The 25,445-nt window shown below is 64.9% G+C and carries 23 protein-coding genes; 14 read left to right on the forward strand and 9 right to left on the reverse strand.

The window, feature by feature from the left end; genetic code table 11:
* The first annotated feature begins 20 nt into the window (after positions 1-20).
* The 3 genes from A5779_RS01640 to A5779_RS01650 are packed head-to-tail and all read left to right on the forward strand — an operon-like array spanning position 21 to position 4,158.
* On the forward strand, positions 21-1,946 hold the full coding sequence (locus A5779_RS01640) for a flavin-containing monooxygenase (RefSeq protein ID WP_064878282.1): 1,926 nt from the start codon (positions 21-23) through the stop codon (positions 1,944-1,946).
* Positions 1,943-2,830, forward strand: coding sequence for an SDR family NAD(P)-dependent oxidoreductase (locus tag A5779_RS01645; RefSeq protein WP_064878283.1), 888 nt, complete (start codon positions 1,943-1,945; stop codon positions 2,828-2,830). The genes A5779_RS01640 and A5779_RS01645 overlap by 4 nt, the downstream gene beginning before the upstream one ends.
* 53 nt (positions 2,831-2,883) lie before the next feature.
* The gene (locus A5779_RS01650) at positions 2,884-4,158 is read left to right on the forward strand and encodes an HNH endonuclease signature motif containing protein (protein WP_064878284.1); all 1,275 of its coding nucleotides are present in this window, start codon (positions 2,884-2,886) and stop codon (positions 4,156-4,158) included.
* Between the two features lie 9 nt (positions 4,159-4,167).
* On the opposite strand, the gene A5779_RS01655 is transcribed toward A5779_RS01650, so the two are convergent.
* Entirely contained in the window at positions 4,168-5,148 is a 981-nt protein-coding gene (locus A5779_RS01655) for a Dabb family protein (protein ID WP_082941479.1), read from the reverse strand.
* A 100-nt stretch (positions 5,149-5,248) separates the two neighbouring features.
* Here A5779_RS01655 and A5779_RS01660 point away from each other — a divergent pair, with 100 nt between their 5' ends.
* A complete protein-coding gene (locus A5779_RS01660) occupies positions 5,249-6,454 on the forward strand; it encodes an NADH:flavin oxidoreductase (protein WP_064878285.1) in 1,206 nt (401 codons plus the stop codon).
* On the opposite strand, the gene A5779_RS01665 is transcribed toward A5779_RS01660, so the two are convergent.
* From A5779_RS01665 to A5779_RS01690, 6 genes are all read right to left on the reverse strand, one after another.
* Positions 6,431-7,354, reverse strand: a complete 924-nt coding sequence (locus A5779_RS01665) for a LipP1 family hormone-sensitive lipase (protein WP_064878286.1) — start codon at positions 7,352-7,354, stop codon at positions 6,431-6,433. The genes A5779_RS01660 and A5779_RS01665 overlap by 24 nt on opposite strands.
* On the reverse strand, positions 7,351-8,220 hold the full coding sequence (locus tag A5779_RS01670; protein ID WP_236734617.1) for an IclR family transcriptional regulator: 870 nt from the start codon (positions 8,218-8,220) through the stop codon (positions 7,351-7,353). The genes A5779_RS01665 and A5779_RS01670 overlap by 4 nt, the downstream gene beginning before the upstream one ends.
* Positions 8,221-8,414: 194 nt before the next feature.
* Positions 8,415-9,881, reverse strand: coding sequence for an FAD-dependent oxidoreductase (locus A5779_RS01675; protein ID WP_064878288.1), 1,467 nt, complete (start codon positions 9,879-9,881; stop codon positions 8,415-8,417).
* Positions 9,878-10,786, reverse strand: a complete 909-nt coding sequence (bphC, locus tag A5779_RS01680) for a biphenyl-2,3-diol 1,2-dioxygenase (protein ID WP_064878290.1) — start codon at positions 10,784-10,786, stop codon at positions 9,878-9,880. The genes A5779_RS01675 and bphC overlap by 4 nt, the downstream gene beginning before the upstream one ends.
* 13 nt (positions 10,787-10,799) lie before the next feature.
* Positions 10,800-11,981: an acyl-CoA dehydrogenase family protein gene (locus tag A5779_RS01685; RefSeq protein WP_064878292.1), complete on the reverse strand. Its 1,182-nt coding sequence runs from the start codon at positions 11,979-11,981 to the stop codon at positions 10,800-10,802.
* A gap of 98 nt (positions 11,982-12,079) precedes the next feature.
* Positions 12,080-13,144: a ferredoxin--NADP reductase gene (locus A5779_RS01690; protein WP_064878294.1), complete on the reverse strand. Its 1,065-nt coding sequence runs from the start codon at positions 13,142-13,144 to the stop codon at positions 12,080-12,082.
* 146 nt (positions 13,145-13,290) lie between these two features.
* On the opposite strand from A5779_RS01690, the gene A5779_RS01695 reads away from it, so the two are divergent.
* The 3 genes from A5779_RS01695 (at position 13,291) to A5779_RS01705 (ending at position 16,252) form a co-directional block, all read left to right on the forward strand.
* Positions 13,291-14,889, forward strand: a complete 1,599-nt coding sequence (locus tag A5779_RS01695) for a flavin-containing monooxygenase (protein ID WP_064878296.1) — start codon at positions 13,291-13,293, stop codon at positions 14,887-14,889.
* Between the two features lie 85 nt (positions 14,890-14,974).
* Positions 14,975-15,469: a nuclear transport factor 2 family protein gene (locus A5779_RS01700; RefSeq protein ID WP_064878329.1), complete on the forward strand. Its 495-nt coding sequence runs from the start codon at positions 14,975-14,977 to the stop codon at positions 15,467-15,469.
* Positions 15,470-15,478: 9 nt separating this feature from the next.
* The gene (locus A5779_RS01705) at positions 15,479-16,252 is read left to right on the forward strand and encodes a hypothetical protein (RefSeq protein WP_064878297.1); all 774 of its coding nucleotides are present in this window, start codon (positions 15,479-15,481) and stop codon (positions 16,250-16,252) included.
* A gap of 29 nt (positions 16,253-16,281) precedes the next feature.
* On the opposite strand, the gene A5779_RS01710 is transcribed toward A5779_RS01705, so the two are convergent.
* Positions 16,282-17,133 carry an IclR family transcriptional regulator gene (locus A5779_RS01710; protein WP_064878331.1) on the reverse strand — a complete coding sequence of 284 codons (852 nt, stop codon included), beginning with the start codon at positions 17,131-17,133 and terminating at the stop codon, positions 16,282-16,284.
* A 118-nt stretch (positions 17,134-17,251) separates the two neighbouring features.
* Here A5779_RS01710 and A5779_RS01715 point away from each other — a divergent pair, with 118 nt between their 5' ends.
* The gene (locus A5779_RS01715; RefSeq protein WP_064878299.1) at positions 17,252-17,896 is read left to right on the forward strand and encodes a TetR/AcrR family transcriptional regulator; all 645 of its coding nucleotides are present in this window, start codon (positions 17,252-17,254) and stop codon (positions 17,894-17,896) included.
* Here the strand turns inward: A5779_RS01715 and A5779_RS01720 are convergent.
* Positions 17,893-18,771 (reverse strand): alpha/beta fold hydrolase, encoded by an 879-nt coding sequence (locus A5779_RS01720; RefSeq protein WP_082941480.1) that lies wholly within the window; start codon positions 18,769-18,771, stop codon positions 17,893-17,895. The two genes, A5779_RS01715 and A5779_RS01720, sit on opposite strands and share 4 nt — an antisense overlap.
* 228 nt (positions 18,772-18,999) lie before the next feature.
* On the opposite strand from A5779_RS01720, the gene A5779_RS01725 reads away from it, so the two are divergent.
* From A5779_RS01725 to A5779_RS01750, 6 genes are read left to right on the forward strand one after another with little or no spacing between them, the layout of a single operon-like run.
* Positions 19,000-19,770 carry an MlaE family ABC transporter permease gene (locus tag A5779_RS01725; protein WP_055110583.1) on the forward strand — a complete coding sequence of 257 codons (771 nt, stop codon included), beginning with the start codon at positions 19,000-19,002 and terminating at the stop codon, positions 19,768-19,770.
* Positions 19,767-20,624 carry an MlaE family ABC transporter permease gene (locus A5779_RS01730; RefSeq protein WP_064878301.1) on the forward strand — a complete coding sequence of 286 codons (858 nt, stop codon included), beginning with the start codon at positions 19,767-19,769 and terminating at the stop codon, positions 20,622-20,624. Before A5779_RS01725 ends, A5779_RS01730 begins: the two co-directional genes overlap by 4 nt.
* Positions 20,625-20,636: 12 nt before the next feature.
* Positions 20,637-21,824, forward strand: coding sequence for an MCE family protein (locus A5779_RS01735; RefSeq protein ID WP_064878303.1), 1,188 nt, complete (start codon positions 20,637-20,639; stop codon positions 21,822-21,824).
* Entirely contained in the window at positions 21,821-22,852 is a 1,032-nt protein-coding gene (locus A5779_RS01740) for an MCE family protein (protein WP_064878305.1), read from the forward strand. The genes A5779_RS01735 and A5779_RS01740 overlap by 4 nt, the downstream gene beginning before the upstream one ends.
* Positions 22,852-23,934 carry an MCE family protein gene (locus A5779_RS01745; protein WP_064878335.1) on the forward strand — a complete coding sequence of 361 codons (1,083 nt, stop codon included), beginning with the start codon at positions 22,852-22,854 and terminating at the stop codon, positions 23,932-23,934. Before A5779_RS01740 ends, A5779_RS01745 begins: the two co-directional genes overlap by 1 nt.
* Positions 23,931-25,421 (forward strand): MCE family protein, encoded by a 1,491-nt coding sequence (locus A5779_RS01750; RefSeq protein WP_064878307.1) that lies wholly within the window; start codon positions 23,931-23,933, stop codon positions 25,419-25,421. The genes A5779_RS01745 and A5779_RS01750 overlap by 4 nt, the downstream gene beginning before the upstream one ends.
* Positions 25,422-25,445 lie beyond the last annotated feature (24 nt).

Raw genomic sequence — 25,445 nt, forward strand, 5'->3', positions numbered from 1 at the left:
ACCCTTCGATACTCGAAACCATGACCGCTACCACTGAATCCTCGTCACTCGCGGATCGCGCCCCAGACCCTGACGTCCTGCGCGCCCATCTCCTGGAGGCGGACCCTGGTGTCCTGGTCGCGGTGCTGGCGCAGATGACGGGTGATCCGGCGGTCATCGATCGATACGCATCCAAGATCGATCACGTTCCCGATCCGCCCGAGCGGGCCGGAACGACCGATACCCAGACCGCCGCGCTGCTGGCCGACGAAATCGTCGCCGCGCTCGGCCGGCCGCGTCCGGTCGACGCGTTGGCTGTCGATGACCGTGATTTCTTCGTTCGGTTGCTGCCGGTCGCGCTGGGCGGTCCCGTCGACGACGAACACGTGGATCTGCTGCTTGAGCAAGGCGGCTTCCGGCCGTCGCATCCGACGCTGCCGCGCACCACGCCGATTCCCTCGTCCACCACCGTGGCGATCATCGGCGCCGGCATCGCCGGTATCGCGGTCGCGCTGGCCGCTGCCGAAGAGGGCGTGCATTTCGAGATCTTCGACCGAAACGATGAGGTGGGTGGCACCTGGCTGACCACAAGGTATCCGGGCATCGGGGTGGATACGCCTTCGGCGTATTACTCCCTGTCGCGCGAGGTGAACCCGGACTGGTCGAATTACTATCCGCAGGGCGCGGAATATCAGGCCTACCTGGTCTCGTTGGCCGACAAGCACGATCTGCGTCGCCACATCCGCTTCGGCACCGAGGTGGAGGCACTGTGGTGGGACGAGCAGCGTCAGCAGTGGGAGATCCACTCCCGTCGCGCTGACGGAACCCGGAGCATCGACTACGCGACCGTCGTCGTCACCGCGGCCGGCTATCTCAACCGACCACGATTCCCCGACATCGAGGAACGAGACACCTTCGCCGGCACCAGCATTCACTCCGCGCAGTGGGACCCTTCACTGGAGCTGGCAGGCAAGAAGGTAGCCATCATCGGCGCCGGTTGCACAGCCGTGCAGATCGTCGACGCCTGTGTCGACGAGGTCGAACACCTGACGGTGTTCCAGCGGCAGCCGCACTGGGTCGCCCCTCGCCGGCGCCTGTCGGATGAAGTCCCCGAACATCGGCGCTATCTGGGCAAGACGTTGCCCTACTACGCGATGTGGCACCGACTCAAGTCGTACTGGGGAACGGCGGACAACAACTATCCGGTCATTCTGCGGGACTCCGAGTGGTCCGAGACGCACCTGTCGATCTCTCCGGCCAACGATGTGCTGCTCAAGATGTGTCAGGAGTACATCGACCGGACTTTTGGTGCCGGAACCGAATTGGCGCAGAAGGTGACGCCGGATTTCGCTCCTTACGGCAAGCGGATCATCCGCGACCCAGGGGGCTACTACGCCGCGTTGACCCGCGACCACGTCGACGTCGAAGCCAGTGAACCCGCTCGGGTCAATGAAAGCGGCATCGTCACCGCCGACGGCCGTCAGATTGACCTCGACGTCATCATCTACGCCACCGGTTACCACCTGGATTTCCTGTCCACCATCGATATTCGCGGCCGCGACGGCAAGACTCTGGTCCAGGAATGGGGCGACAGCCCGCGTGCCTATCGAGGGGGCGCGGTCGCAGGGTTCCCGAATCTGTTCATCACCTCGGCGCCGAACTACAGCCCCGGTCACGGGGCAGGCGCCAACTTTTCGATGGAAGTGCTGGCGCACTACATCGTGGAGTGCCTGCAACTGATGGCTTTGCGCGGGGCGTCGACGATGGAGGTCACCCAACGTGCATACGACGAGTACGTCGCAGGGATAGACGAGGCGATGCAGCGCACGGTCTGGTGCCATACGCCCAACGCTCACACCTACTACCGCTCAGGGTCGGGCCGGGTTGTGGTGGCCACACCGTTCCGACTGGTGGATATCTGGCAGCAACACCGAGCCCCGATCGAAGAGGATTTCGTCCTCCGATGAGTCAGATGCTTTCCGGAAGAACAGCGTTGGTGACCGGCAGTAGTCGCGGCATCGGGCGTGCAATCGCTCAGAGGTTGGCGGCGGAAGGCGCCACGGTCGCGGTGACCGCACGTGCCTACACCCCCACACCGTCCACGCGGGCTGGGATCACCGAGGCGATCCCGGGAACGATCGAGGAGACCATCGCTCTCATCGAAGACGCTGGAGGTGCGGCCTTCGGAGTGGCTGCCGATCTCGAAGACAGCGCTGCCCGCGACGGCCTGATCCAGGCTGTGGTCGAGCACACCGGAAGGCTCGACATCCTGGTCAACAACGCCGGCTATGCCGACTATTCGGTGATCGAGGACATGCCGGTCGAGACCTTCGACCGCACCGTGGAGCATTATCTGAAGACACCGTTCGCGTTGACGAAAGCCGCTGTGCCGCACATGCGTACCCAGGGCGCCGGGTGGATCGTCAACATCGGTTCGGTGACGGGAGTGGCCCCGGTGCGGCCGTACCGGGACTACAACAAGACGGCGGGTGACGTGATCTATGCGTCGTGCAAGGCCGCACTGCATCGGTTCACCCAGGGGGTGGCCGCCGAACTGCTGGATGCCGACATCGCAGTGAACTGCGTCGGACCGTCGACGGCCGTGCGTACGCCTGGTGCGGCGTCGCTTATTCCGGACAGCTTTCCGACCGAACCAGTCGAGTATCTGGCCGAAACGGTACTGGCGATGTGTCACCTGCCCGCCGCGGAGCGGACCGGTCTGGTGGCGTTCAGCCTGCACTACCCGTGGTCGCAACAACTTCCGGTGCATTCGCTGGACGGTGTCACGGTGTTGCCGCCGCTGCAGCCGCCTGCGACGACGAATCCGAACATCCTGCCGGCAGGGGTGTAGCAGCGGTTCGTTCGGCGCCGATTTTTGTCGGTGGTCGTTGCGATGATGGGGGCATGTCCTCGGTGACAGCTTCTTTGGACGGCTCCCCGGTGTTGCCGGGTGACCGTTTGGAGGTGCTGTTCGAGGAGTTGTCGCAGCTCTGTGGGCAGCGCAACGCCATCGACGGGCGCATCGTCGACATCGTGGCCGAGATCGACCGCGACGAACTGTGCGGGATCACCGGCGCTCGCTCGGTACCGGCCATGGTGGCCTGGAAAACTGGTGTCTCACCGGCCAACGCCGAAACCCTGGTGGCTGTGGCGCGGCGCCGCGAGGAATTCCCCCGCTGCACCGATGCTTTGCGCGAGGGCCGGCTGTCCCTGGATCAGGTCGGGGTGCTGGCCAAGCGTGCCGCGCCCGGTTCGGATACGCACTACATCCAGTTGGCCGAGAACGCCACCGTGCAACAGCTCCGTACCGCGGTCAAACTCGAACCATGCCCCGGACCCGAAGCCAAACCTGAACCGCAGCGGTTCTTCAACAAGGCTGAGGACGACGGGTACACCACGTGGCGGATCCGGCTGCCTCGGGTGGGAGCAGCGAAATTCGACGCCGCGATGCGATCGCACCGCGATGGGTTGATCGCCGACTGGAGACGTGACCACGGCGAGGATGACCGGGACACCGACGGGGATCGCGGCGAGGGTGTTCAGGCGCGGCCGTTCCCTGACAATGTCGACGCGTTCATGAGCCTGGTCGAGGCCGGCTGGGACTCCGACGTGGCCCGCCGCCCGCACGGGCAGCACACCAACGTCATCGTGCATGTGAATGCCGACAAGCCAGTCGCCTCACTGCATCTGGGTCCGCTGCTGACCGATGAGGAGCGCCAATACCTGCTCTGCGATGCAACATGCGAGGTGTGGTTAGAACACCATGGCCAGCCGATAGGCGTGGGCCGTACGACGCGGACAATCAGTCGACGCCTGCGTCGGGCTTTGGAGCACCGCGATCGCCGCTGCGTCGTCCCCGGCTGTGGGGCCACCCGCGGATTACATGCCCATCACGTCCGGCACTGGGAAGACGGCGGCCCCACCGAACTCGACAACCTGGTGCTGGTGTGCCCTTATCATCACCGCCTGCATCACCGGGGCGGCATCACCATCAGCGGTACCGCTCACAAGCTCGTCGTGACCGATGACCGCGGCCGCACACTGCGCGGCGGATCACTGGCCCGCCCGCCAACTTCGCGGCCACCCGACGTCCCGCCCTACCGCGGACCGACCGGGGAACGCGCAGACTGGTGGTGGTACCAACCTTTCCAACCGCAACCGCCACCCACCCTGAACTAGGCAAGTGGCTCAGGAGAGCACGGGGCTGGGAAGGTCGCAGAAGCTGTGGCAGACGCGATCACGGACGATGATGTCGGTGGTCTCGGGATCGAACCAGCGGTCGACCACCGCCCAGTGGATCGGATGCATGAGGTATGGCCCCATCAGTCCGTCGACGTCGGTGAATTCCTGTTCGAAGACGTGGGTCCATTCGCTGGTGCCGATGGCCTGCTCGACCCGGCTGAGTTGCCATGCGGCGATGGTCGGCACATATCGCGGCATCATCAACAGTTCGCTCTCAAAAGCCGCGACGGTCTCGGCATCCACCTCCGCGGGTACCCGCAGTAGGAGTGCGCGGTACACGGTGCCACTGCCGCGGCGGAGCGGTGCTCCCTGGTAGGTCACTCCATTCACGCGCGTGATCGCCGGGTCCGCCAGTGAATCGTCGAAATCGCTCTTCTGCCAGTCATCTTCGTTTGCAAACCGGAGATGGACCAGGATATCGCCACCATTGCGTGAACCCGGCAGTGTCGGCTCTACCAACGCTCTCGACGCTCCGCTGTGTTCGGCTGCATCGCGTAGGGCGCCCAGGATGCGGTCGCGGCCGGACTCGTCGACGTCGAGCAAGCGGGTGACCCCGAGTGTGGCAGCGCCGGCTGATGTGACGGGCAGGGCGGGTGAGACATCGGTGATGGCATCGGCAGCGGATGCCACTTCGCGGCTGCGTTCCACCACCAGATCGGTGATGCTGTCCCACCACCGCGCAACGGCAGGGTCGGGCCGGCCCTGCCAGGTCATCTGCCACCAGGCCTGGGGGCTGGGCAGCGTCCAGGTGGCGGTGACCACGTTGGATCGGTCTTCAAACCAGATGGGCGGGCTGACCACGACGTCGCGCAGCGTCATGCCGCGATCGCGGGCACCCGGGGCATACCCGGCCAAGTAGGCGTCGATGAACTTCTGGGCGCAGCCCGGCCTGGTGACTATCCGATCGATGACGAAAACCTCAGCCATGAACCGAGATTACGATCGGCCGCCTTGACGGCGGCACAGCGTTCCCGGCCATCGGGAAACCACCGTTGACGACAGGGTGTGTCGGCGCGATGGTGTGGCGATGACCGATCCGTTCAGCCCGGCCCAGCTCGGGCCCGTGACGCTGCGCAACCGAGTGATCAAGGCCGCCACGTCGGAAGGCCGCTCACCCAATCGGCTGGTCACCGACGACCTCATCGATTTCCATCGCAGCTTCGCCGAGGGCGGCGTCGGAATGACCACCGTGGCTTACTGCTGTGTGTCTCCCCAGGGTGCGAGCGCACCTGGTCAGATCGTCATGGACACCAAGGCTCTGCCGGGACTGCGCCGGCTCGCCGACGCGGTACACGGTGCGGGGGCGGCTATTTCGGCGCAGCTGGGCCATGCCGGGGTGGTGGCGCAGAAAAAGCTGACCGGTGTCACCGCCGTGGCGCCGAGTAGATTCATCAACCCGACGTCATTTGCCTATTGCCGTGAGATCACCCGCGCCGAGATCGCTCAGGTGATCGACCAGTTCGGCGACGCCGCGCAGGTGGCTGTCGACGCCGGATTCGATGCCGTCGAACTGCATTTCGGGCATCTCTATCTACCCAGCTCGTTTCTGAGTCCGCTGATCAATCGTCGTAAGGACGAGTACGGGGGTGACATCGACAACCGATCGCGGTTGGTGCGCGAGATTGCGGCGCGGGTACGCGAGGTGGTCGGTGATCGGATCGCGGTGATCGCCAAACTCGACATGGACGACGGGCTCCCGGGCAGCATCTGGATCGACGAGGCGTTGCGGACAGCCCAACTTCTCGACACCGATGCCACCCTCGACGCCATCGAACTGACCCAGGGTTCGTCGGTGTACAAGCCGATGTACCTGTTCCGAGGCGACGTCCCGGTCAAGGAGTTCGCGAAGGTGATGCCGCCGGCATTGCGGCCGGCGGTCCGCCTGGTGGGCAAGCAGACGATGGGTGTCTATCCGTATCGAGACCTCTACATGTTGGAGGCCGCCCGGCAGTTCGTGCCGCTCATGCGCAACACCAAACTGATTCTGCTGGGCGGCATCAACGATCGCGAACACCTTGAGACAGGCATGCGGGAAGGATTCGATTTCTTTGCCATGGGCCGGGCGTTGCTGCGTGAACCGGACCGGGTCAACACGATGATCGCCGATCCCGAGTCACGCAGCCGCTGCAACCACAACAACAAGTGCATGGTGACGGTGTTCAGCCGCACCCATTGTGTGCTCGACCCAGACCAACGCTACGGCGCGGTGCTAGGGGTCGAGCAGATCACTTAGCGCCCGGCCGGCCTCTCGCCGGGCCCGGTGGGCGATGTCGAGCATCGGCATCGTCATGAAACCGTGGATGCCCCCGTCGAAGGGGCGCCGGGTCACTGGCACCCCGGCCTCCTCCAACGCGTTGGCATAGGCGATGCCTTCGTCCCGAAGGGGATCATGGCCGGCGAGAACCACGACGGCCGGCGGTAGACCACTGAGGTCACCGGCCAGCGGTGAGGCGTACGGATGGCGTCGATCGGCGACCTGGGGAACATACTGATCCCAGTACCACTGCAGTGCCGGGCGCGGGTTGTAGAAGCCCCGGCCAAACAGCCGGTAGGAGTCGGTATCGAAATCTGCGGCGATCACCGGGTACAGCAGGAGTTGTGCCGCCAGGTCCGGCCCACCACGGTCGCGGGCCATCAGGGTGGTCACCGCGGCGAGGTTGCCTCCGGCGCTGTCGCCGCCCACCACGACGCGTGACGGGTCGGCGCCGAAATCGGCTGCATGATCGACTGCCCATCGGGTGGCGGCGTAGAGGTCCTCGGCGGCGGTCGGCCAGCGGTGCTCGGGGGCCAGCCGGTAGGCGACCGAAACCACCACAGCTGGAATGAGATTGGCAAGGTTGCGGCACAGCCCGTCGTGGCTGTCGAGATCGCAGAACACGAACCCGCCGCCATGCGCGTACACCAGCAGGGGCAGCGGTTCGGAGGCCTCGGGACGGTAGACCCTCACATCGATACGACCGTTGTCGACAGGTACCTGGCGGTCGGTAACGGAAGCCACCTGCTCGGGCTGGGGGTTGGCGACGAACCGGCTGCGGATCGCGGCGCGGGCCTGCGCGCCGGTCATCGTGTGTACCGGGGGGAAGCCTGAATCCAGTGTCTCGATCAATTCCGCGATCTGTGGATCGAGTGTCATGCCGGGACCAGCGTGGCAGAGGTCCGCGGCCCGATGGGGCTACCCACGCGGAGCGGCCGGACAGGTTGCAGGGTGGGGACCACTCGATGAGGCCCATCTTCGGCATTGCGCCAGATACCCATGGCCGTCATCCGCACCGGAGCGGCCAGCCGCTGATCGAATGTCATCCGGCTCATCGGACCACACACCGACACCGCCGCGACGGCGGCGCCGGCCGGACCGATCGGTGCTGCCACACAACCGAATCCGGTGAGCGATTCCTCCCGCTCGAATGCGACGCCGTGGGCGCGGACCTTTGCCAACTCGGCCTCCAGCTGCCGATCCGTGCTGATCGAAAACCGCGTCAACCGCGAGGCCAGATTGACCTCGACCGATGAATTGTCGGCCAGGATGGCCTTGCCCACCGCCGTACAGTGCGCGGGCTGCCGCCCCCCGATACGGGTCGGAATGGCTGCCACCATCTGACCGCCGATCTTCTCCAGGTATACGACGTCGGATCCGTCGAGTACCGCCAGGTGGACGACCAGTCCGGTGGCCCGGTGCAGATCGCGCAGCAACGGAATCGCGGCACGGTGGATGCGGTCTTGGTGCAGCGCGAGTGATCCCAGTTCGACGAGTCGCATGCCCAACTCATAGTCGCGGCCATCACGGCGGAGCCAACGAAGGTGCACCAGGCGCTCGAGGAGTCGGTGGGCCGACGATCGTGGCAGACCGGTCCGGCGCACGATCTCGGCCAACGTCAGTCGGGCAGATCCCTCGAAGGCATCGAGAACCAGGGAAACCCGGTCGATGACAGCACTGGGCGTCTCACCCGGCTTCTCGGCAGCCATTGTCTTCTCAGCAGCCAATGTCTTCTCGACGGCCATTGTCATGAGGACCTCCCATATCGAGCCGCATGCCTGGACGGCATATGACTATTAGTCATATGACTGTTTGTAGCATATCGATGTGGGTGCTGTCACATGAACGACTGAATGCGAGCGGGGTCATGCCAAAACCCCCGCCGCAATGCGGCGGGGGTGAGGCGATATCAAGTTGTAGAAGCGGCAATGACCAGCGGCTATGCCTCTGCCGCGGCCCGGCCGGCGCGCCGACCGTAGAAACTCCCGTCGCCCAGTGACACACCGCTGGCATATCCCCAGGCGGCCAGACCTGCGGTGCAGCGCCCGGCAGCGAACAGACCGGGAATGGGGTCGCCACTGACGTGCAGCACCTCGGCGTCGAGGGTGGTGTGCAGCCCACCGAGGGTGAAACCGCCGGTGCTCTCGCGGAGGTCGATGGCGCCCACCGGGGACTTGATCGGCTTGAGCCACTGCGGCTTCTTGTGCAGCAACGGATCCTCGCCGCGCGACGCGCCCTCGTTGTAGGCATCCACAGTGGCTTGCAGCGAGTTCGGTGGTAGCCCGATCTCGGCCTCCAGGTCGGCGACGGTGTCGGCCACCCAAGTCGGCGGCCGCATCATCAGCTGGGGAGTGAGCGAGGCCATCGCCTCCTCCTGGGCGTCGCCGTCGATGATCAGATAGGCCGTGTTGTTCTGGTGATACAGCGTCAACTGGCCGGCGCGACCGGGATAGGTGTCCTCGGCGACATAACGCTGACCACGTTCGTTCACCAGAATCCCGCGCACCAACTGCTGGGGATCGATGAACAGGGCGACCTCGGTGGCGTCCATGTGCGCCAGATCGGCACCGAGCGCCTGAGCCATCCGGATGGCCTGCCCGTCGTGCTGCTCAATCGAGGCGGCCGGGCGCCCGGCGATGCGCGGGGCATACCTGGCGACCATGGCGTCGTTGTAGGCGAAACTGCCGGTGGCCAGCACAACTCCACGCCGTGCCCGGATGTCCATCACAGTGCCGTAACGCCGGGTCCGAATGCCGACGACGCGGCCGTCGGACTCGACGATCAGCGACTGCACCCGCACGTCATACAGCGACCGTGCCCCGACTGCGGTCGCAGTGTCGACGAGGCCCTTCATCAGCATGAAACCCGCGCTCGACTCGCCCTGCTTCTTGTTCTGCATCTGCGGGACGTGCCCGCGCGGGGCCGGCGTTGCGACGGTGTTGAACGGATACGAGTTCTCCCCACCGCTGTACATGAGCCCCTGGTCGCCCATGGGCTCCCAACCGGGCTCGCCGAAGAACTCTGCTTTGAACGGCACCCCGCAGCCCACGAGCCAGTCGAAGTGCGCGACGCTGCCCTCGCAGTAATCCGCGATGCGCGCGGCATCAGCGCCGGGCCCCATCGCCGCGTTGAGGAATGCTGCCATGTTGTCGACGGAATCTTCGAACCCGCAGGCCTTTTGGATCTCGGTCCCACCGCCGAGGTAGATGAAGCCACCTGCCATCGAGGCGGCTCCGCCCCATGAGCCAGTGCGTTCGAGTACCAGTACGTCCGCGCCCGCGCGTGCCGCCTCGACCGCTGCGGCGGCGCCGGCCACGCCATAACCGGCGATCACCACGTCGGCCTCGTCGGCCCACTCGGTGACCGCGTTGACCGGGATCGGCAGGATGTCGTCGGTTCGTGTCACGGTTGCATGGCCTTCGGTAGATCGGTGACCCACTGGTGTCCCCAGTAGCTGTCAGCGGTGATTTCCTCTGCCGTGTAGTAGGTTTCGTCGACCCGCATGCCCTCGGTGCCGAATTCGATGTCCCAGTCGCCCGGAGCGCGCACGTAGAACGACACCATCTTGTCGTTGGTGTGCCGACCCAGTGTCGACGACAGCTGGAAACCTTCGGCATTGACCCGGTCGAGAGCCTGGCCCACGGCATCGAGGGTGTCGACCTCGACCATGAGGTGGATCAGCCCCGGATCGCGCAGCGTCTGCGCGGGACAGATCGCCAGGCTGTGATGGCGCTCGTTGACGCCCATGAATCGGACCCGCACCGGTCCGAACTCCGGCGGCACCGGAACGCGGAACGCTCCACGAGACCTGAAACCCAGTACCTCGGTGTAGAACTCGAACAAGCCGTTGACATCGAGCGCGGGCAACACCACATGCCCGAGCCCCTGATCGCCGGTGACGAACTTCGCGCCGAACGGCGTGATCACCGGGGAGTGGTCGAGGACCGGGCCGTGAAAAACCTCCAGCGCCGTGCCGGCGGGATCCTCGAACGCAATGGCCTCCTCGACCCGCCGGGCATCTGTCTCTTCGAGTGAGAGCTGCTTGAACGGCACACCGGCGGCATCGAGCGCTGCCTTCACCCGCTCCAGATCGGCGTGGTCGCGCACCTCCCACCCGACGGTGAGGATCTTGTCGACGTCTCTGGGCACGACGATGATGCGGGCGGCGCGCTCATCCATCCGCAGGTACAACGCGGACTCGTCGGGTCCGGCACCGGTGGCGAAGCCGAGCACGTTGAAGGCGAAGTGCCGCCAGCGCTCGATATCGGAGGCGGCGACGGTGACGTAGCCGAGGCTCTTGATCAGTCCCATATGTGCTGTCCTCTCAGATCATCGCTCGCAGGGGACCCTGCGGGTCCACGCCCAACGAACTCAGGGCCGACGCGTGATAGACCGTGCTCGGAACGTGAATCGCGTGGGCCTGGCCGACATGCACATCACGCCAATACCGTTGCAGCGGTTTATCCATCCGCGCGGCATTGCCGCCGCAGCGGGCGAAGATCTCGTCGACCGCCGACACCGCGCGCCACACCGCCCGCACCTGGGTGCGCCGGCCCGCGGCCCGGTCCTCGAACGACACTTCCTTGCCCGAGTCGACGATGTCGTAGATGCGGTCGGCGTTGGCCAGCAGCTCCTGGCGGGCCGCGTTGATGTCGGCGGCCGCCTCACCGATCGCATACATGACGTAGGGGTCGTCCTTGATCGCCACACCGCTGGAGTTGACCCGCTCACGCTGGTAATCGAGCGCGGCGGCCAGGGCGCCCTCGGCGATGCCGATGGTCGCCGAGCTGATGCCGAGAGGGAACATCGTCGACCACGGCATCAGGTACAGCGTTTCGGTCATCCCGGCCTCGCGCTGGGCGGTGCCGTCCATGACCTTCATCGCGTCCATCGTCCGGTACGTCGGTACGAAAGCATCCTTGACGATGACGTCCTTGGAGCCGGTTCCGCGCAGCCCCACGACATTCCACGAGTCCTCCACGATCTCGTAGTCCTTGCGCGGCAGGATCATGTGCAGCATCTGCGGCGGCATCAGGGGTTTGCCTTCAGGGTCGCCGAGCATCGCGCCCAGGAAGATCCAGTCGCAGTGATCGGTGCCCGAGCTGAACTGCCAGCGGCCGTTGAAGATGTAGCCCCCGTCGACGGGCGTGGCCACACCCTGTGGCGCGTAGGGAGACGCGACCCAGGTGTCGACGTCCTCGGCCCAGATCTCGGCAGCGACCTTAGGGTCGGCGTACGCGAGCTGGTACGGGTGCACGCCCACCACGCCGTTGATCCATCCGGCCGAAGGGTCCAGTGCCGCGGTGGCCATCACGGTCTCGGCGAACTCGCGCGGATGGACTTCCAAGCCGCCGTGAGCCTTGGGCTGCAACAGGCGGATGTTTCCCGCCGCCTTCATCATCTTGACGGTCTCGTCGGTGAGCTTGCCGATCTTCTCGGCTTCGGCGCCCTGGTGGCGCAACTGGTCGGCGAGGTCGCGCACCCGGTCGATTACGCGCTCAGTCATGGTTCGGTCCTATCGTCGAGGGCTGTACTGATGGTGTACCGCTTTGACCCGGGCGGCGGGGGCCAATCCCGGTCAGTGGAAACGTGGAGACGGACGGCTCAGAACTCGATGTGGACGTCGTCGGAGACCGGTCGTGCCTGGCAGCCGAGGATCACCCCGTCGGCGATATCCTCGGGTTCGAGAATGTCGCAGGCGGCCATGTCCACCTCGCCGCGAACCACCGTGGCCGCGCACGATCCGCACTGTCCCTCCTTGCAGGAATACGGAACGTCGACACCCGAGCGGATCAACATGTCGACCAACGTCGCCTGGCGCGGCCACCTCAGCCGGTGACTGGTGCCGTCCAGATCGACCTGAAGGTCGGCGGCGTCATCTTCGTCGGAAACTGTTGCCGGTGCGGTGGTGTCATCGGCGAACGGGTCACCGGACAGCGACTGGAACACCTCGAGGTGAATCCGGTCCCGCTCGACACCGGCCTCGAGAAGAGTCTCCTTGATGACCGCCATGAACGGGGCCGGCCCGCAGACGAAGGCCTCGAATCCCGTGGACCCGGCGAAAACGGTGTGGGCGAATCCGCTCAGCTGGGCGTGGGTCGGCAGGCCCTGAATCGATTCCAACCAGTGCAGCACCGTCAGCCGGCCTGCGTAGCGGGCGGCGAGTTCGCGTAGTTCGCCGGCGAAGATCACCGAGCGTTCGTCGCGGTTGGCGTAGCACAGGACCACCCGCCCGGTGCCGGCCGACAACACCGACTTCAAGATCGACATCACCGGAGTGATTCCGCTGCCCGCTGCCCACAGCAGAAAGTCGGTGTCGAGGCTTGCCGGGGTGAACAACCCCGACGGCGGCAGTACCTCGAGGGTGTCGCCGACATCGACGTTGTCGCACAACCAATTCGAACCGTAGCCGTCGGCGGTGCGCTTGACCGTCACCTTGGGGGCGGGATCGGTGTGCGGTGAGCTGGCGAGGGAGTAGCACCGGGCCACCGACCCGGTCAGCTCGCTTGGCACCCGTAGCGTCAGGAATTGTCCGGGTCGATACGAAAATCGCTCCTGCTGGTCCTGCGGCACAGTGAAAACCAGAGATCGGGCGTCGGGGCTTTCATCGATGACATCGGCCACCGTGACAACGACGCTCCGTCTGGTCTGGAGGCTCGGATCGGTCATGGGCCGAGATTCTCGCCGACGCAGCCGATCAGGCAATCCGCCGATTCCGGTGGTCGGGACGTCAGGTCCGGCGGTCCGGTGACCGGGAACTGTGGCGGTCGCGCGCGTGATCGGCGCCTACCGTTCGCCCTGTGAGCAGTGGATCGATGAGCGTCGTAGATGTTGTGGTGGTGGGCGCCGGCTTCGGTGGCCTGTACGCGTTGCACAAGTTCCGGTCGCAAGGGTTGTCGGTGCGAGTCTTCGAGGCCGCTCCGGAGGTGGGTGGCACCTGGTACTTCAACCGCTACCCGGGTGCACGTTGTGATGTCGAGAGTGTCGACTACTGCTACTCGTTCTCCGAGGAACTCCAACAGGAATGGACCTGGACCGAGAAGTACGCCACCCAGTCCGAAATCCTGAAATACATCAACTGGGTGGCCGACAAACTCGATCTGCGCCGCGACATCACGTTCGAGACCAGGGTGAGTTCGGCGGTGCTCGACGAGCAGACGCTGCGCTGGACCGTCACCACCGATACCGGCGAAACCGTTGATGCACGGTTCGTGGTCATGGCCACCGGCCCGTTGTCGGCGGCGATGACCCCTGACTTCCCGGGCCTGCACAGCTTCGCCGGCGACGTCTATCACACCGCGCACTGGCCGCATGAGGATGTGGATTTCACCGGCAAGCGCGTCGCCGTCATCGGCACCGGATCCTCAGGGATCCAGTCCATCCCGATCATCGCCGAACAGGCCCAGCAGCTCTATGTCTTTCAACGGACCCCGAATTACAGCGTGCCGGCCGGTAACCGACCGCTGACGGAGGATGAGGTTGCCGACACCAAGGCCAACTATGCCGAGCGGCGCCGGATGTCCTGGCGCAGCGGCGGTGGCTCGCCACATGTCGCACACCCCAAACTCACCATGGAAGCCACGCCCGAAGAACGTCACGAAGCCTTCGAAAAGCGTTGGGAACTGGGCGGAGTGCTGTTCTCCAAGACGTTCACCGACCAGATGGTCTCTCTGGAAGCCAACGAGGAAGCCCGCAAGTTCTACGAGAACAAGATCCGTGCCGTGATCGACGATCCGGATCTGGCCGAGTTGCTGATTCCCGACGATCATCCGATCGGGACAAAGCGGATCTGTACCGATACCAACTACTTCCAGACGTTCAACCGTCCCAACGTCGAGCTTGTGAGTGTCCGTAAGACGCCGATCGAATCGATCGACGAAACAGGAATCAACACATCCGGCGCGCACTATGACATCGACGCGTTGGTGCTGGCCACCGGGTTCGACGCGATGACCGGCACGCTGGCCAAGATCGACATCGTGGGCAGGGGCGGCGGGAAGCTGGCGGACGACTGGGCCGACGGGCCCCGCACCTACCTGGGTCTGGGTACCGATGGCTTCCCCAACCTGTTCCTGGTGTCCGGTCCCGGGGCGCCGGCGGTGCTGGCCAACATGGTTCTGCATGCCGAAGCCCACGTGAACTGGATCGCCGACGCCATCGAGTATCTCGACCAGAACAGCTACGCGGCAATCGAACCGACGTCTGATGCCGTGGACAGTTGGATCGCCGAATGTGCCGAGCGCGCCGACGCCACGCTGTTCACCAAGGCCAACTCCTGGTACATGGGCGCCAACGTGCCCGGCAAGCCTCGGATGTTCATGCTGTTCATCGGCGGCTTCGGCGTGTATCTCGATATCTGCAACGAGGCAGCGGCCGACGGATACAGAGGATTCGAACTGCTGAAGGCGCACTAGTGCCGGATCTGGCGGACAAGGTTGTCCTGGCTACCGGCGCCGGAAGTACCCAACGCTAGGAGGCTGACATCGAGGAGCAGTGTTCATGACCATCCAACAGCAGATACTCATCCGGCTACAGCGTCTCGAAGATGAGCTTGCGATCACGAAACTGCTGGCCTCATACGGCCCTTCGGTGGACGCCGGCAACGCTGACAATGCGGCCGCACTGTGGGCGGTCGACGGAACCTATGACGTCGAGGACTGGCTGATGACCGGCCGGGGCGGCGTGCATCAGATGGTCAGGTCGAACGGCCACCAGGATCTGGTCGCCACGGGCTGTTGTCATTTCCTCGGGCCGGCGGTGGTCACCGTTGACGGCGACCGCGCTGTCGCGGTGTGCGAATCGCTGGTCCTGTTACGCGAGGGCGAGAGTGGCTATCGAGTGTGGCGGGCGACCGCCAACCACTTCGCGTTGGAACGTCGCGAAGGGCAATGGCAGATCACGACGCGCACGAGCAGATTGCTCAACGGGAACCCGTACGCGCACACTCTACTGAACCTTGGATTGGCGGGAGCGCCTGTCCCCGAGCAGATCTGAGAGGCAGCGATGCCCACCACTGATTGCCCGCTGGTGTTCTTCTCGTTTGTTGCACTCGGTGGCGGGGGCGCCGAGGAACACCGGCGCTACAACGAATGGCATCAGTTGGACCACCGGCCGGAGAATCTCGCACTCCCCGGAATCGCCTGGGGAGACCGGTGGAGCCGGCCGGCGGCGTGCCGCGGTGTTTCCATCGCCGAACCCGCACAGGCCGATACCGACTATGTCGCGATGTACTGGTTCCGTTCTCCCGTGGAGCAGTCGGTGCGGGAGTGGGAGCAGCTCGGTGCGGACTCATTTCAGTGGGGTCGCGGACCGATGATCCCCGGCGTGCGCCGCACTGTGCTCGCATTCTTCCGGCCGGTCAAGGGCTACGCCGCTGCCACGGCGTTGGTGTCGCCCGGAGTGATCCCGTACCGGCCCAACCGTGGGCTGCACCTGACGATGACCCGGTTTGCCGAACCCTACGGCGCCGAAGCTCACGAGCATCACCGATGGGAGGACCGGGTGGCGATCCCGGCTCTGCTGGAACTGGACGGTGTGGCGGGGGCGTGGACTTTCGCATTGGATCGCCACCAGAACAACGGGCTCGGCCTCCGTTCCTCGGAGGCGGCAGATCCGCCCGGCGGCCTGCGCATCCGTCTGCTCTACCTCGATGACGATCCGGTTCGCGTCACCGGCCGGATCAGGGAACGGCTGGCCGACAAGGCACCTGAACCGGCCGCGGGAGAGTGCGTCATCGATACGCCGCTGAACACGATCATTCCCTGGCAGGACTGGTGAACATGGGTACGCGCGCCGCTAGGTTCTTGTCACCTACCCCCGACGGCTGCCACTGTGGGCTCGCCGGTTCGATGGATCATGGCCGGCGTCACCACGCGATGCGCTGCTCGTGACTGGCTCGCGCCGTTGCGGGGCACATCTGAAAGGCTATGGCAGATAGCCCATGACGCGCTGTGTACAGCCGCGGCGACGGGTTCGATCCGCGTCGACCTGGCGGGCCCGCACAGCGACAGCGCGAATTGATTGCCTCCCTCGCTCACGCTGATCGGAGCGGCCACGACGGTGACTCCCCGCTCACAACCCTCGGCATCGACGGCAACCCCGCCGCGAGCGCGTACGGCGGCCAGGCTTCGATCCAACTCCGCCCGGTTGCGAATTCCGTACGGCGACGTCACCGCGTACCGCAACTCTGGCCAGGCTGACTCGTCCATCTGCGCCAGGAGCGCTCTGCCGGCGGCACTCTGTTCCACGGGCTGCTTGAAACCGACCTGCCAACAACTGCCGGAGCTGGGCCACATGCCGAAGCGTTCGATGTGCAGCACGTGCGTACCCGACAGGACGCTGAGATGCGCCGTCAGGCCGGTACGACGGTGTAGGTCCGCCATCACCGGCAGTGCCGCTTCGGGAACTCGACGCTGCCGTACTGCCTGGCGGCCGAATTCGAACATCTTCAGCCCCAGTGTGTATTCGGCGCCATGGCGTTCGATCCAGCCGAGCTGGACCAGTCCCTGCAGGATGCGATGAGTCGACGAGCGGGGAACGTTCGAATACCGGGTGATTTCCGCCAGTGTGAGTGTTTGGCGCGCGCCGAAGACCTCCAGAAGCGCAGCCGCCCGATTGAGCAGCGCTATGGGAGCAGCGTCGTCATCCGACGTTGGCACAAATCCCTCCATACCTGTCATACTCTGCACACATGTCACAACGTGACAGGTGTGAGTCTAGGCACAGCGTGCCTGCGAAGTAAAGGAGACCGCGTGCCGGTGCGACGACAATCAGCGAATGCCCAAAGGTAAGGGGCCGACGCTCACCGAGCGTCGCGCTGAGGAATTGCGGCTCAACATCGCCAGGACCGCATGCGACATCTTCATCGCCGACGGCGACACCACGGCAACCGTGGAGCGCATCTGCGCCGAAGTCGGCATCGCGACGCGTACGTTCTACCGCCACTTCCCGGTAAAGGAAGACGTACTGGGGCCGTTGTTCGGGCGAAGCGAGACGAACATGCGGGATCTGTTGTCCTGTGCTGCAGCCGATTCAGACCCCGTAGATGTTCTTGTCGACATGTTCACGGTCGAGGTTCGGCATCGCCAGTCGGCTGGGGTCCAGCATCGGGAGTCGGTGGACAAGGCGCGGAAACTGATGTCCCTCGTTGCCGAGACTCCGCAGTACCGACTGCGATGGATGGAATGGAGCGAGAACCTCGCCGACGCCATCACCGAGTTCCTGGCGGGGCACTTCGACTTGAGCGACGACGTGTTCACGCGCTCATTGCCGAGCAGGCTTGTGGTCCATGTCAGCAGTAACGCCTACATCTGGTGGACCGACGCCAAGGAACCGCACGAACTCGACGAGTTGATAGCGGCGCACCGGTCCGGCATCGCCATGGTGCTGGCCGGACTGCAACGGTCGGACGTAAGTCGTTAGACCCGTGCCAGGAAGTTCGTGACCACAGACTCGAAAGCGGACTTCGCCTCGATCATGGCCCAGTGCCCACAGTTGGGGAACACGTGAAGCTCGGCGTTGGGTATGGTCCGCATCGGAATCAGCGCCATGTCAAGCGGACTCACGCGATCATCGCGTCCCCACGTCAACAGTGTCGGTGCCGATACCTTGTGCATCCGTGCCCAGGGCATGGGCAGGTCTGAAGCGGCCATCGACGCCATCATCGCTGCAAACGCCGCCTTCCCGTACATGCGGCGTGCGGCGGCCAACGTCTCCGGGTCGGTCGCCAGCGTCCAGCGCTCCTCGATGAGCTCCTCGGTGACCAACGACCGGTCGTAGACCATGGAATGAAGCCAGTCGATCAAGCGCTGCCGAGTCGGGTCCTCGGTGAATTCCTGGAGCAGACGGATTCCCTCGCTCGGCCCGGGGGAGAAGATCGTGGTACCGATCCCCCCGATCGTCACGAGGCGGCCGATCCGTTCGGGCGCGTTGATCGCCGTGTTAATGCCGACTCCGCCGCCCATGGAGTTGCCGACGATGTCCACCCGTTCGATGCCGAGCGCATCCAGGAACGGAGTGACGGCGCCCTGAGCGGTGACCATCGGGTGCCCGCCCCAGTCATCGGAAACTCCGAATCCCGGGAACTCCAGGACCAGGCAGCGGAAGCGTTCCGCGAACGTCGGTAGTACCCCGCGGAAGTTGCGCCATCCGGTTACGCCGGGACCCGATCCGTGCAGGAACAGAACGGTCGGACCCTGGCCGACGTCGTAGTACCGCAAAGTTCCTGCACTGGTGTCGATCTCACGCAGCGCATCCGTCGTACCGACACCGGTGGTGGTCGCAGCAGAACTTGACACGTGTCTTCTTTCCTTTTGCCGGGCTCGTTGCATCCAGCCTCACACGCTGTCCAAAAGGTCGGCAATGGGATGTTCCGCTGACTGGTGACTGGCAGCGGCGAGGCGGTATTCCCGGTGGGTGGGACACGCGATGGTGCGCTCGGTTGTGAACTGCGATGGTTCCCGGTCGAGACGTGTTCCAGGTCATACCGGCCACCGGGTGACCCCCACGCAGAAAAGGAGAACCCGATGCTGCAGCGACAACTCGCCGGCCCACTCGAGGGGGTGGGTGGGTTGTTCGCCATGTCGGTGGATGCCGCCAGATTCACGGTGCGCAGACCATTCCAATGGCGCGAATTCCTTGACCAATCCTGGTTCGTGGCACGGGTTTCCATGGCGCCGACGCTGTTGGTTGCGATCCCGTTCACGGTTCTGGTGTCGTTCACCCTGAACATCCTGTTGCGGGAACTGGGGGCGGCCGACCTTTCCGGTGCGGGCGCGGCGTTCGGCGCCGTGACCCAGGTGGGGCCGATGGTGACGGTGTTGATCGTGGCCGGTGCCGGAGCGACGGCGATGTGCGCGGATCTGGGGTCGCGGACCGTCCGTGAGGAGATCGACGCCATGGAGGTGCTGGGCATCAACCCGATCCAGCGTCTGGTCACCCCGCGGATGCTGGCCTCGGGTCTGGTGGCGCTGCTGCTCAACAGCGTCGTGGTGATCATCGGAATCCTTGGCGGATACCTGTTCTCGGTGTTCGTCCAAGACGTCAACCCCGGCGCGTTCGCCGCAGGTATCACCCTGCTCACCGGCATCCCGGAGGTCATCATCTCCTGCGTCAAGGCGGCCCTGTTCGGACTGATCGCCGGACTGGTCGCGTGCTACCGCGGTCTGACCGTCTCGGGTGGCGGTGCCAAAGCGGTGGGCAACGCCGTCAACGAGACGGTGGTCTACGCCTTCATGGCGTTGTTCGTCGTCAACGTGGTGGTCACCGCCATCGGCATCCAGATGACCACGCGATGACGGCCACGGCAGTACTTCAGTCGGCGTACCCGCGCCTGTCCCGGGCCGTACGTCGGCCGGGTGCCGCGCTGAGCGGCATCGGTGACCATGTCCTGTTCTATGGGCGGGCGCTGGCGGGCATGCCCCATGCGGCGGTGCACTACCGCAAGGAAGTCGTCCGACTGATCGCCGAAATCAGCATGGGTGCAGGTACATTGGCGATGATCGGCGGAACCGTCGTCATCGTCGGGTTCCTGACCCTCGCGACCGGAGGGGTCCTGGCGATCCAGGGCTATTCCTCGCTGGGCAACATCGGCATCGAAGCGCTCACCGGGTTCCTGGCCGCCTTCATCAACGTTCGGATCTCGGCGCCCATCGTCGCCGGAATCGGTCTCGCCGCCACCTTCGGCGCCGGCGTCACCGCGCAACTCGGCGCCATGCGGATCAACGAGGAGGTCGACGCCCTCGAGGCGATGGCGATCCGGCCCGTCGAGTACCTGGTGTCCAGCCGCATCGTGGCCGGAATGATCGCGATCACCCCGTTGTACTCGATCGCGGTGATCCTGTCCTTCGTGGCCAGTCAGTTCACCACCGTCGTGCTACTCGGGCAGTCCGGTGGCCTGTACGGGCACTACTTCGGCACGTTCCTCAACCCGATCGACCTGCTCTGGTCATTTCTGCAGGCGCTGCTGATGGCGTTGGCAATTCTGCTGGTGCACACCTACTTCGGCTTTTTCGCGACCGGTGGTCCGGCCGGTGTCGGCGTCGCCGTCGGCAACGCGGTCCGGACGTCGCTGATCGTCGTCGTCTCGATCACCTTGTTGATCTCGCTGGCCGTCTACGGCTCCAACGGCAACTTCAACCTCTCCGGCTAAAGAAGGCATCCGATGTCGCGTGACGCTATACGTCTTCTGGTCGGGCTGACCACGGTCGCGGTGATCGCCGCGCTCGTCACCGGCGCGATCGTGCTGTTCCGCGGCGGGGTCGCGCCCACCGCCTCGGTGACCGTCATCTCGCCGAGGGCCGGTCTGGTGATGAACCCCGATGCCAAGGTCAAACTGCACGGAGCGCAGGTCGGCAAGGTCGTGGCCATCGACACGCTGCCGGACGGGCAGGCAGCACTTCGGCTGGCGATGAATCCCGATGATCTGCAACTGATTCCGTCCAACACCGGTGTGGAGATCGCTTCCAGCACCGTGTTCGGTGCCAAGTTCGTCCAGCTCGTGCCGCCGCCGGAGCCGTCGAAGAATTCGATGTACGCCGGACAGGTGCTCGACGCCACGCACACCACTGTCGAGATCAACACGGTGTTCGAGCAGTTGGTGACGGTGCTGGCACAGATCCAACCGGAAAAGCTCAACGAGACACTCGGCGCGATGGCCCAGGCCATCGACGGTCGCGGCGACAAGCTCGGCCAGACGCTGGTCGATCTCGACGCCATGCTGGCCAAGTTCGCTCCCAGCCTTGGCACGCTGAGTCATGAAATGGCCGTAGCGCCACAGGTGTTCAATGCCTACGCCGACGCCGGACCGGACCTTGTCGAGTCCATGCGCAGCGCGGTGCGACTGAGCGATACCGTTGTCGATCGCCGCAATGATCTGGATGCGTTGTTGGTCAGCGCGATCGGACTGGCCGACGTCGGCAATGAGGTGGTCTCCACCAACAGCGCCGGCGTGAGCGACGCGATGCGGCTGCTCGTGCCGACCACGAATCTGCTGAACCAGTACAACCCGGCACTCAACTGTGTGCTCAAGGGAATGGTGCCGCTGGCGATGGGACCGCCACAGCCGCTACCTGGCGTCATGCTGCTGGACTCGTTCCTGCTGGGCACCGAACGCTACCGCTACCCGGGCAACCTGCCGAAGGTCGCCGCCACCGGCGGCCCGCAGTGCCAGGGCCTGCCCGAGGTCGGCTTCGAACAACGGCCGCCGTTCGTGGTCACCGACATCGATGCCAACCCGGCGCAGTACGGAAACCAGGGAATCCTGTTGAACTCCGAGGGTCTCAAGCAGGCGCTGTACGGCCCGCTCGACGGTCCGCCCCGCAACACACCTCAGATAGGACAACCGGGATGACGCGCAGCATCGGCACCGCGATCAAGTTCGGCGCGTTCGGCGTGACGATGTTGCTCCTGACCGCAGCGTTGTTCGCGATCATGGGCCAGTACCGCACCGGATCCACGAATGGATACTCGGCTGTGTTCAGCGACGCGTCCAGTCTGAAGGTCGGCGATTCCGTGCGGGTAGCCGGTATTCGTGTCGGCACGGTCAACGACGTTGCGCTGCAACCTGACAACACCGTGCTGGTCCGCTTCGACTCGGACCGCGAAGTCGTCATGACAACCGCGACCAAGATCGCGGTGCGCTATCTGGATCTGGTCGGCAACCGCTATCTCGAGCTGCTCGACAGTCCGGGACCGACCAAGATCCAGCCGGCGGGTTCGCAGATCCCGCTCGAGCGCACCGAGCCGGCACTGGATCTCGATCTGCTGCTCGGCGGGCTCAAGCCCGTGATCCAGGGACTCAACGCCCAGAATGTCAACGCGCTGACCAACTCGCTGATCCAGATCCTGCAGGGCCAGGGCGGCACGGTGGAATCGCTGATGGCGCACACGACCTCGTTCACCCAGGCGCTCGCCGACAACGGGCAGACCGTGCAGCAGCTGATCGACAACCTGAAAACCACCGTGGCAACAGTTGCCAAGGACGGTGACAAGTTCTCGGGAGCCGTCGAGCAACTGCAACAACTCATCACCGGTCTGTCCCAGGAGCGCGATCCCATCGGCGAGGCGATCACCGCACTCGACAACGGAACCGCATCTTTGACCGACCTCATGACCCAGGCTCGGCCGCCCCTGTCAGGCACCGTCGATCAACTCACCCGGCTGGCACCGCTGCTCTCGAATGAGGACGACATGGCGCGGATGGACCTTTCGTTGCAGAACGCTCCCAAGAACTACCGCAAGCTGGTCCGGTTGGGGGCCTACGGCAGCTTCATCAATCAGTACCTGTGCGGCATGAATGTCCGGGTCACCGACCTGCAGGGACGCACCGCGTACTTCCCGTGGATCATGCAGAACACCGGACGCTGTGGGGAGCCCTGATGCTGAAATACCGTGGATCGCACCTCATTCGGAGCGGACTCATCGGGATCGTGCTGATCGCGATGATCATCGCCGTTGGGCTCCAGCCTCAGGCGCTGTGGTCCTGGGCCACGTCGGTGAAGTATCACGCGCTGTTCGCCGAGGCCGGTGGGATCACCACCGGTAACGACGTCAAGATCTCCGGGGTCACCAAGGGCCTTGTCACCGACGTCAGCTTGAGTCACGGCAAGGCGCTGGTGACCTTCACTCTCGACAGCAAGGTGCGCCTGGGCTCCGCCACCACCGCGCACATCCGCACCGGAACCATGCTCGGTGCCAGGATGCTCACCCTCGAACCGGCCGGCGCGGGCACCATGCGCGCCTCGGACACCATCCCCATCACCAGGACGGCGTCGCCGTACTCGTTGACCAACGCCGTCGGCGACTTCACGAACAACACGGCCGGCACCGACACTGCTGCGCTCACGCAATCCCTCGATACGTTGTCGGACACCATCGATCGCATGGCGCCGCAACTGGGACCGACGTTCGAGGGTCTGTCCCGGCTGTCGGAAACCCTGAACAGTCGCAACGAGTCGCTGTCCAACCTGCTCAAGAGCGCTGCCGACGTGACCGGCATCCTCTCGAAGCGCAGCGAGCAGGTCAACACGCTGCTGCTGGACGCGAACGCGTTGACCGGGGTGCTCGACCAACGCCGGTACGCGATCGTCAACCTGCTGGCCAACACCTCCGCGCTGTCCCAGCAGCTCTCCGGACTCGTCCACGACAACGAAGAAGAGCTCGCACCCACCCTCAAGCAGCTGAACTCGGTGACGGCGATGCTGGAGAAGAACCGCGACAATATCGCGGGCGCGCTGTCCGGTCTCGCCAAATACCAGGTGACCCAGGGTGAATCGGTGAACAACGGCTGGTACTACAACGCCTTCGTCGGGAATCTCCTGCCGGCGCAGACCCTTCAGCCCTTCCTCGACTACGCCTTCGGATTCCGGCGCGGTACCAATGCCGGACAACCGCCGGACAATGCCGGCCCGCGCGCCGAATTCCCATGGCCCCACAACGGCATTCCTGGAGGCAGTCGATGATCGCCCGCAACCGCAAGCGGATCAGCCGCACCATGTTGGTGCTGCTCGCCGCGCTGGCACTGGCCGGCACGGTGGTGATCGTGCGACAGACCGCCTTCAAGCCGACCACCATCACCGCGTACTTCACCTCGGCCACTGCGATCTACCCGGGTGACGAGGTCCGCGTGGCAGGCGTCAAGGTCGGCTCCATCGAGAGCATCGAACCGGTCGGCGGGCAGGCTCGGATCACCCTCGCCGTCGATCACGGCGTGAAGATTCCAGCCGACGCCAAGGCGATCCTGATGGCGCAGAACCTGGTTGCCGCTCGCTATGTCCAGCTGGCCCCGGCCTATGAGGACTCCGGACCGACCATGGCCGACGGCGCGCAGATCGGTGTCGAGCGCACCGCCGTGCCCGTCGAGTGGGACCAGGTCAAGGACCAGCTGATGCGGTTGGCGAGCGACCTGGGGCCGATCAACGGGGCATCGGCAACGTCTCTCAGCCGCTTCGTCGACAGCGCCGCTGCCGCCATGAACGGCAACGGCGAGAAACTGCACGAGGCGATCAGCCAGTTGTCCGGTGTCGCAAAGATCCTCGGCGAGGGGAGCGGCGATCTCGTCGGCACCATCAAGAACCTGCAGGTCTTCGTGACGGCACTGCGGGACAGCAATGCCCAGATCGTGGAATTCCAGGGACATCTCGCCAATGTCACCAGCGTCGTCGACGGGAGCCGCTCCGATCTGGACGGTGCGCTGACCAATCTGGCCGATGCCGTCGGTAACGTCCGGCGGTTCATCGCCGGCACTCGCGATCAGACCGCTGAGCAATTGGAGCGGCTGAACAACGTCACCCAGAATCTGGTGGACAACAAGGCCAAGCTGGAGAACGTCCTGCACGTGGCACCCAACGCGATCGCCAACGGCTACAACATCTACAACCCCGACAGTGGGACCGCCGTCGGTGCTTTCGCACTGTCGAACTTCGCCGATCCGGTTTCGGTGGTCTGCTCGGCGATCTCGGCGGTGAAGAACGCCACGGCATCCGAATCCTCCAAGCTGTGCGCCCAGTACCTCGGGCCGGCCCTGTCGTTGATCAACTTCAACTACCTACCGATGCCGTTCAACGCCTACCTACGTAAGGCGCCGAGCCCGGAGAACCTGGTGTACACCGACCCCAACCTTGCACCTGGTGGGGCCGGCGGGCGTCCGCAGCCGTACGCGGACCAACCGCCGGCGGTGTCGGCCTTCACCGGTGCCAATGACGTGGCGCCGCCGGCGGGATGGGGTGCGCCCCCGGGCCCGCCGGGCTCGTACGCACCCAACGGATTCCCCGCGAACCCCTCACCCGCGGCGTACCCCGGATCGCCGATCGTCTCGGATACACCGGTACAAGCTCCGAAGTCGTTGGGGGACATGCTCCTACCTGCCGAGATGGCTCCGCCCCCCGCACCCCACCGCACCCAGCGTTGCCCCAAACGGCGTAGAGCTGGCAGGCGCTCCAGGACATAGCGCTCCGCTCGATCGGCGGTAAGG

Origin of the sequence: Mycolicibacterium peregrinum (assembly GCF_001665625.1) — a bacterium.
GTDB classification, from domain to species: Bacteria; Actinomycetota; Actinomycetes; order Mycobacteriales; family Mycobacteriaceae; genus Mycobacterium; species Mycobacterium peregrinum_B.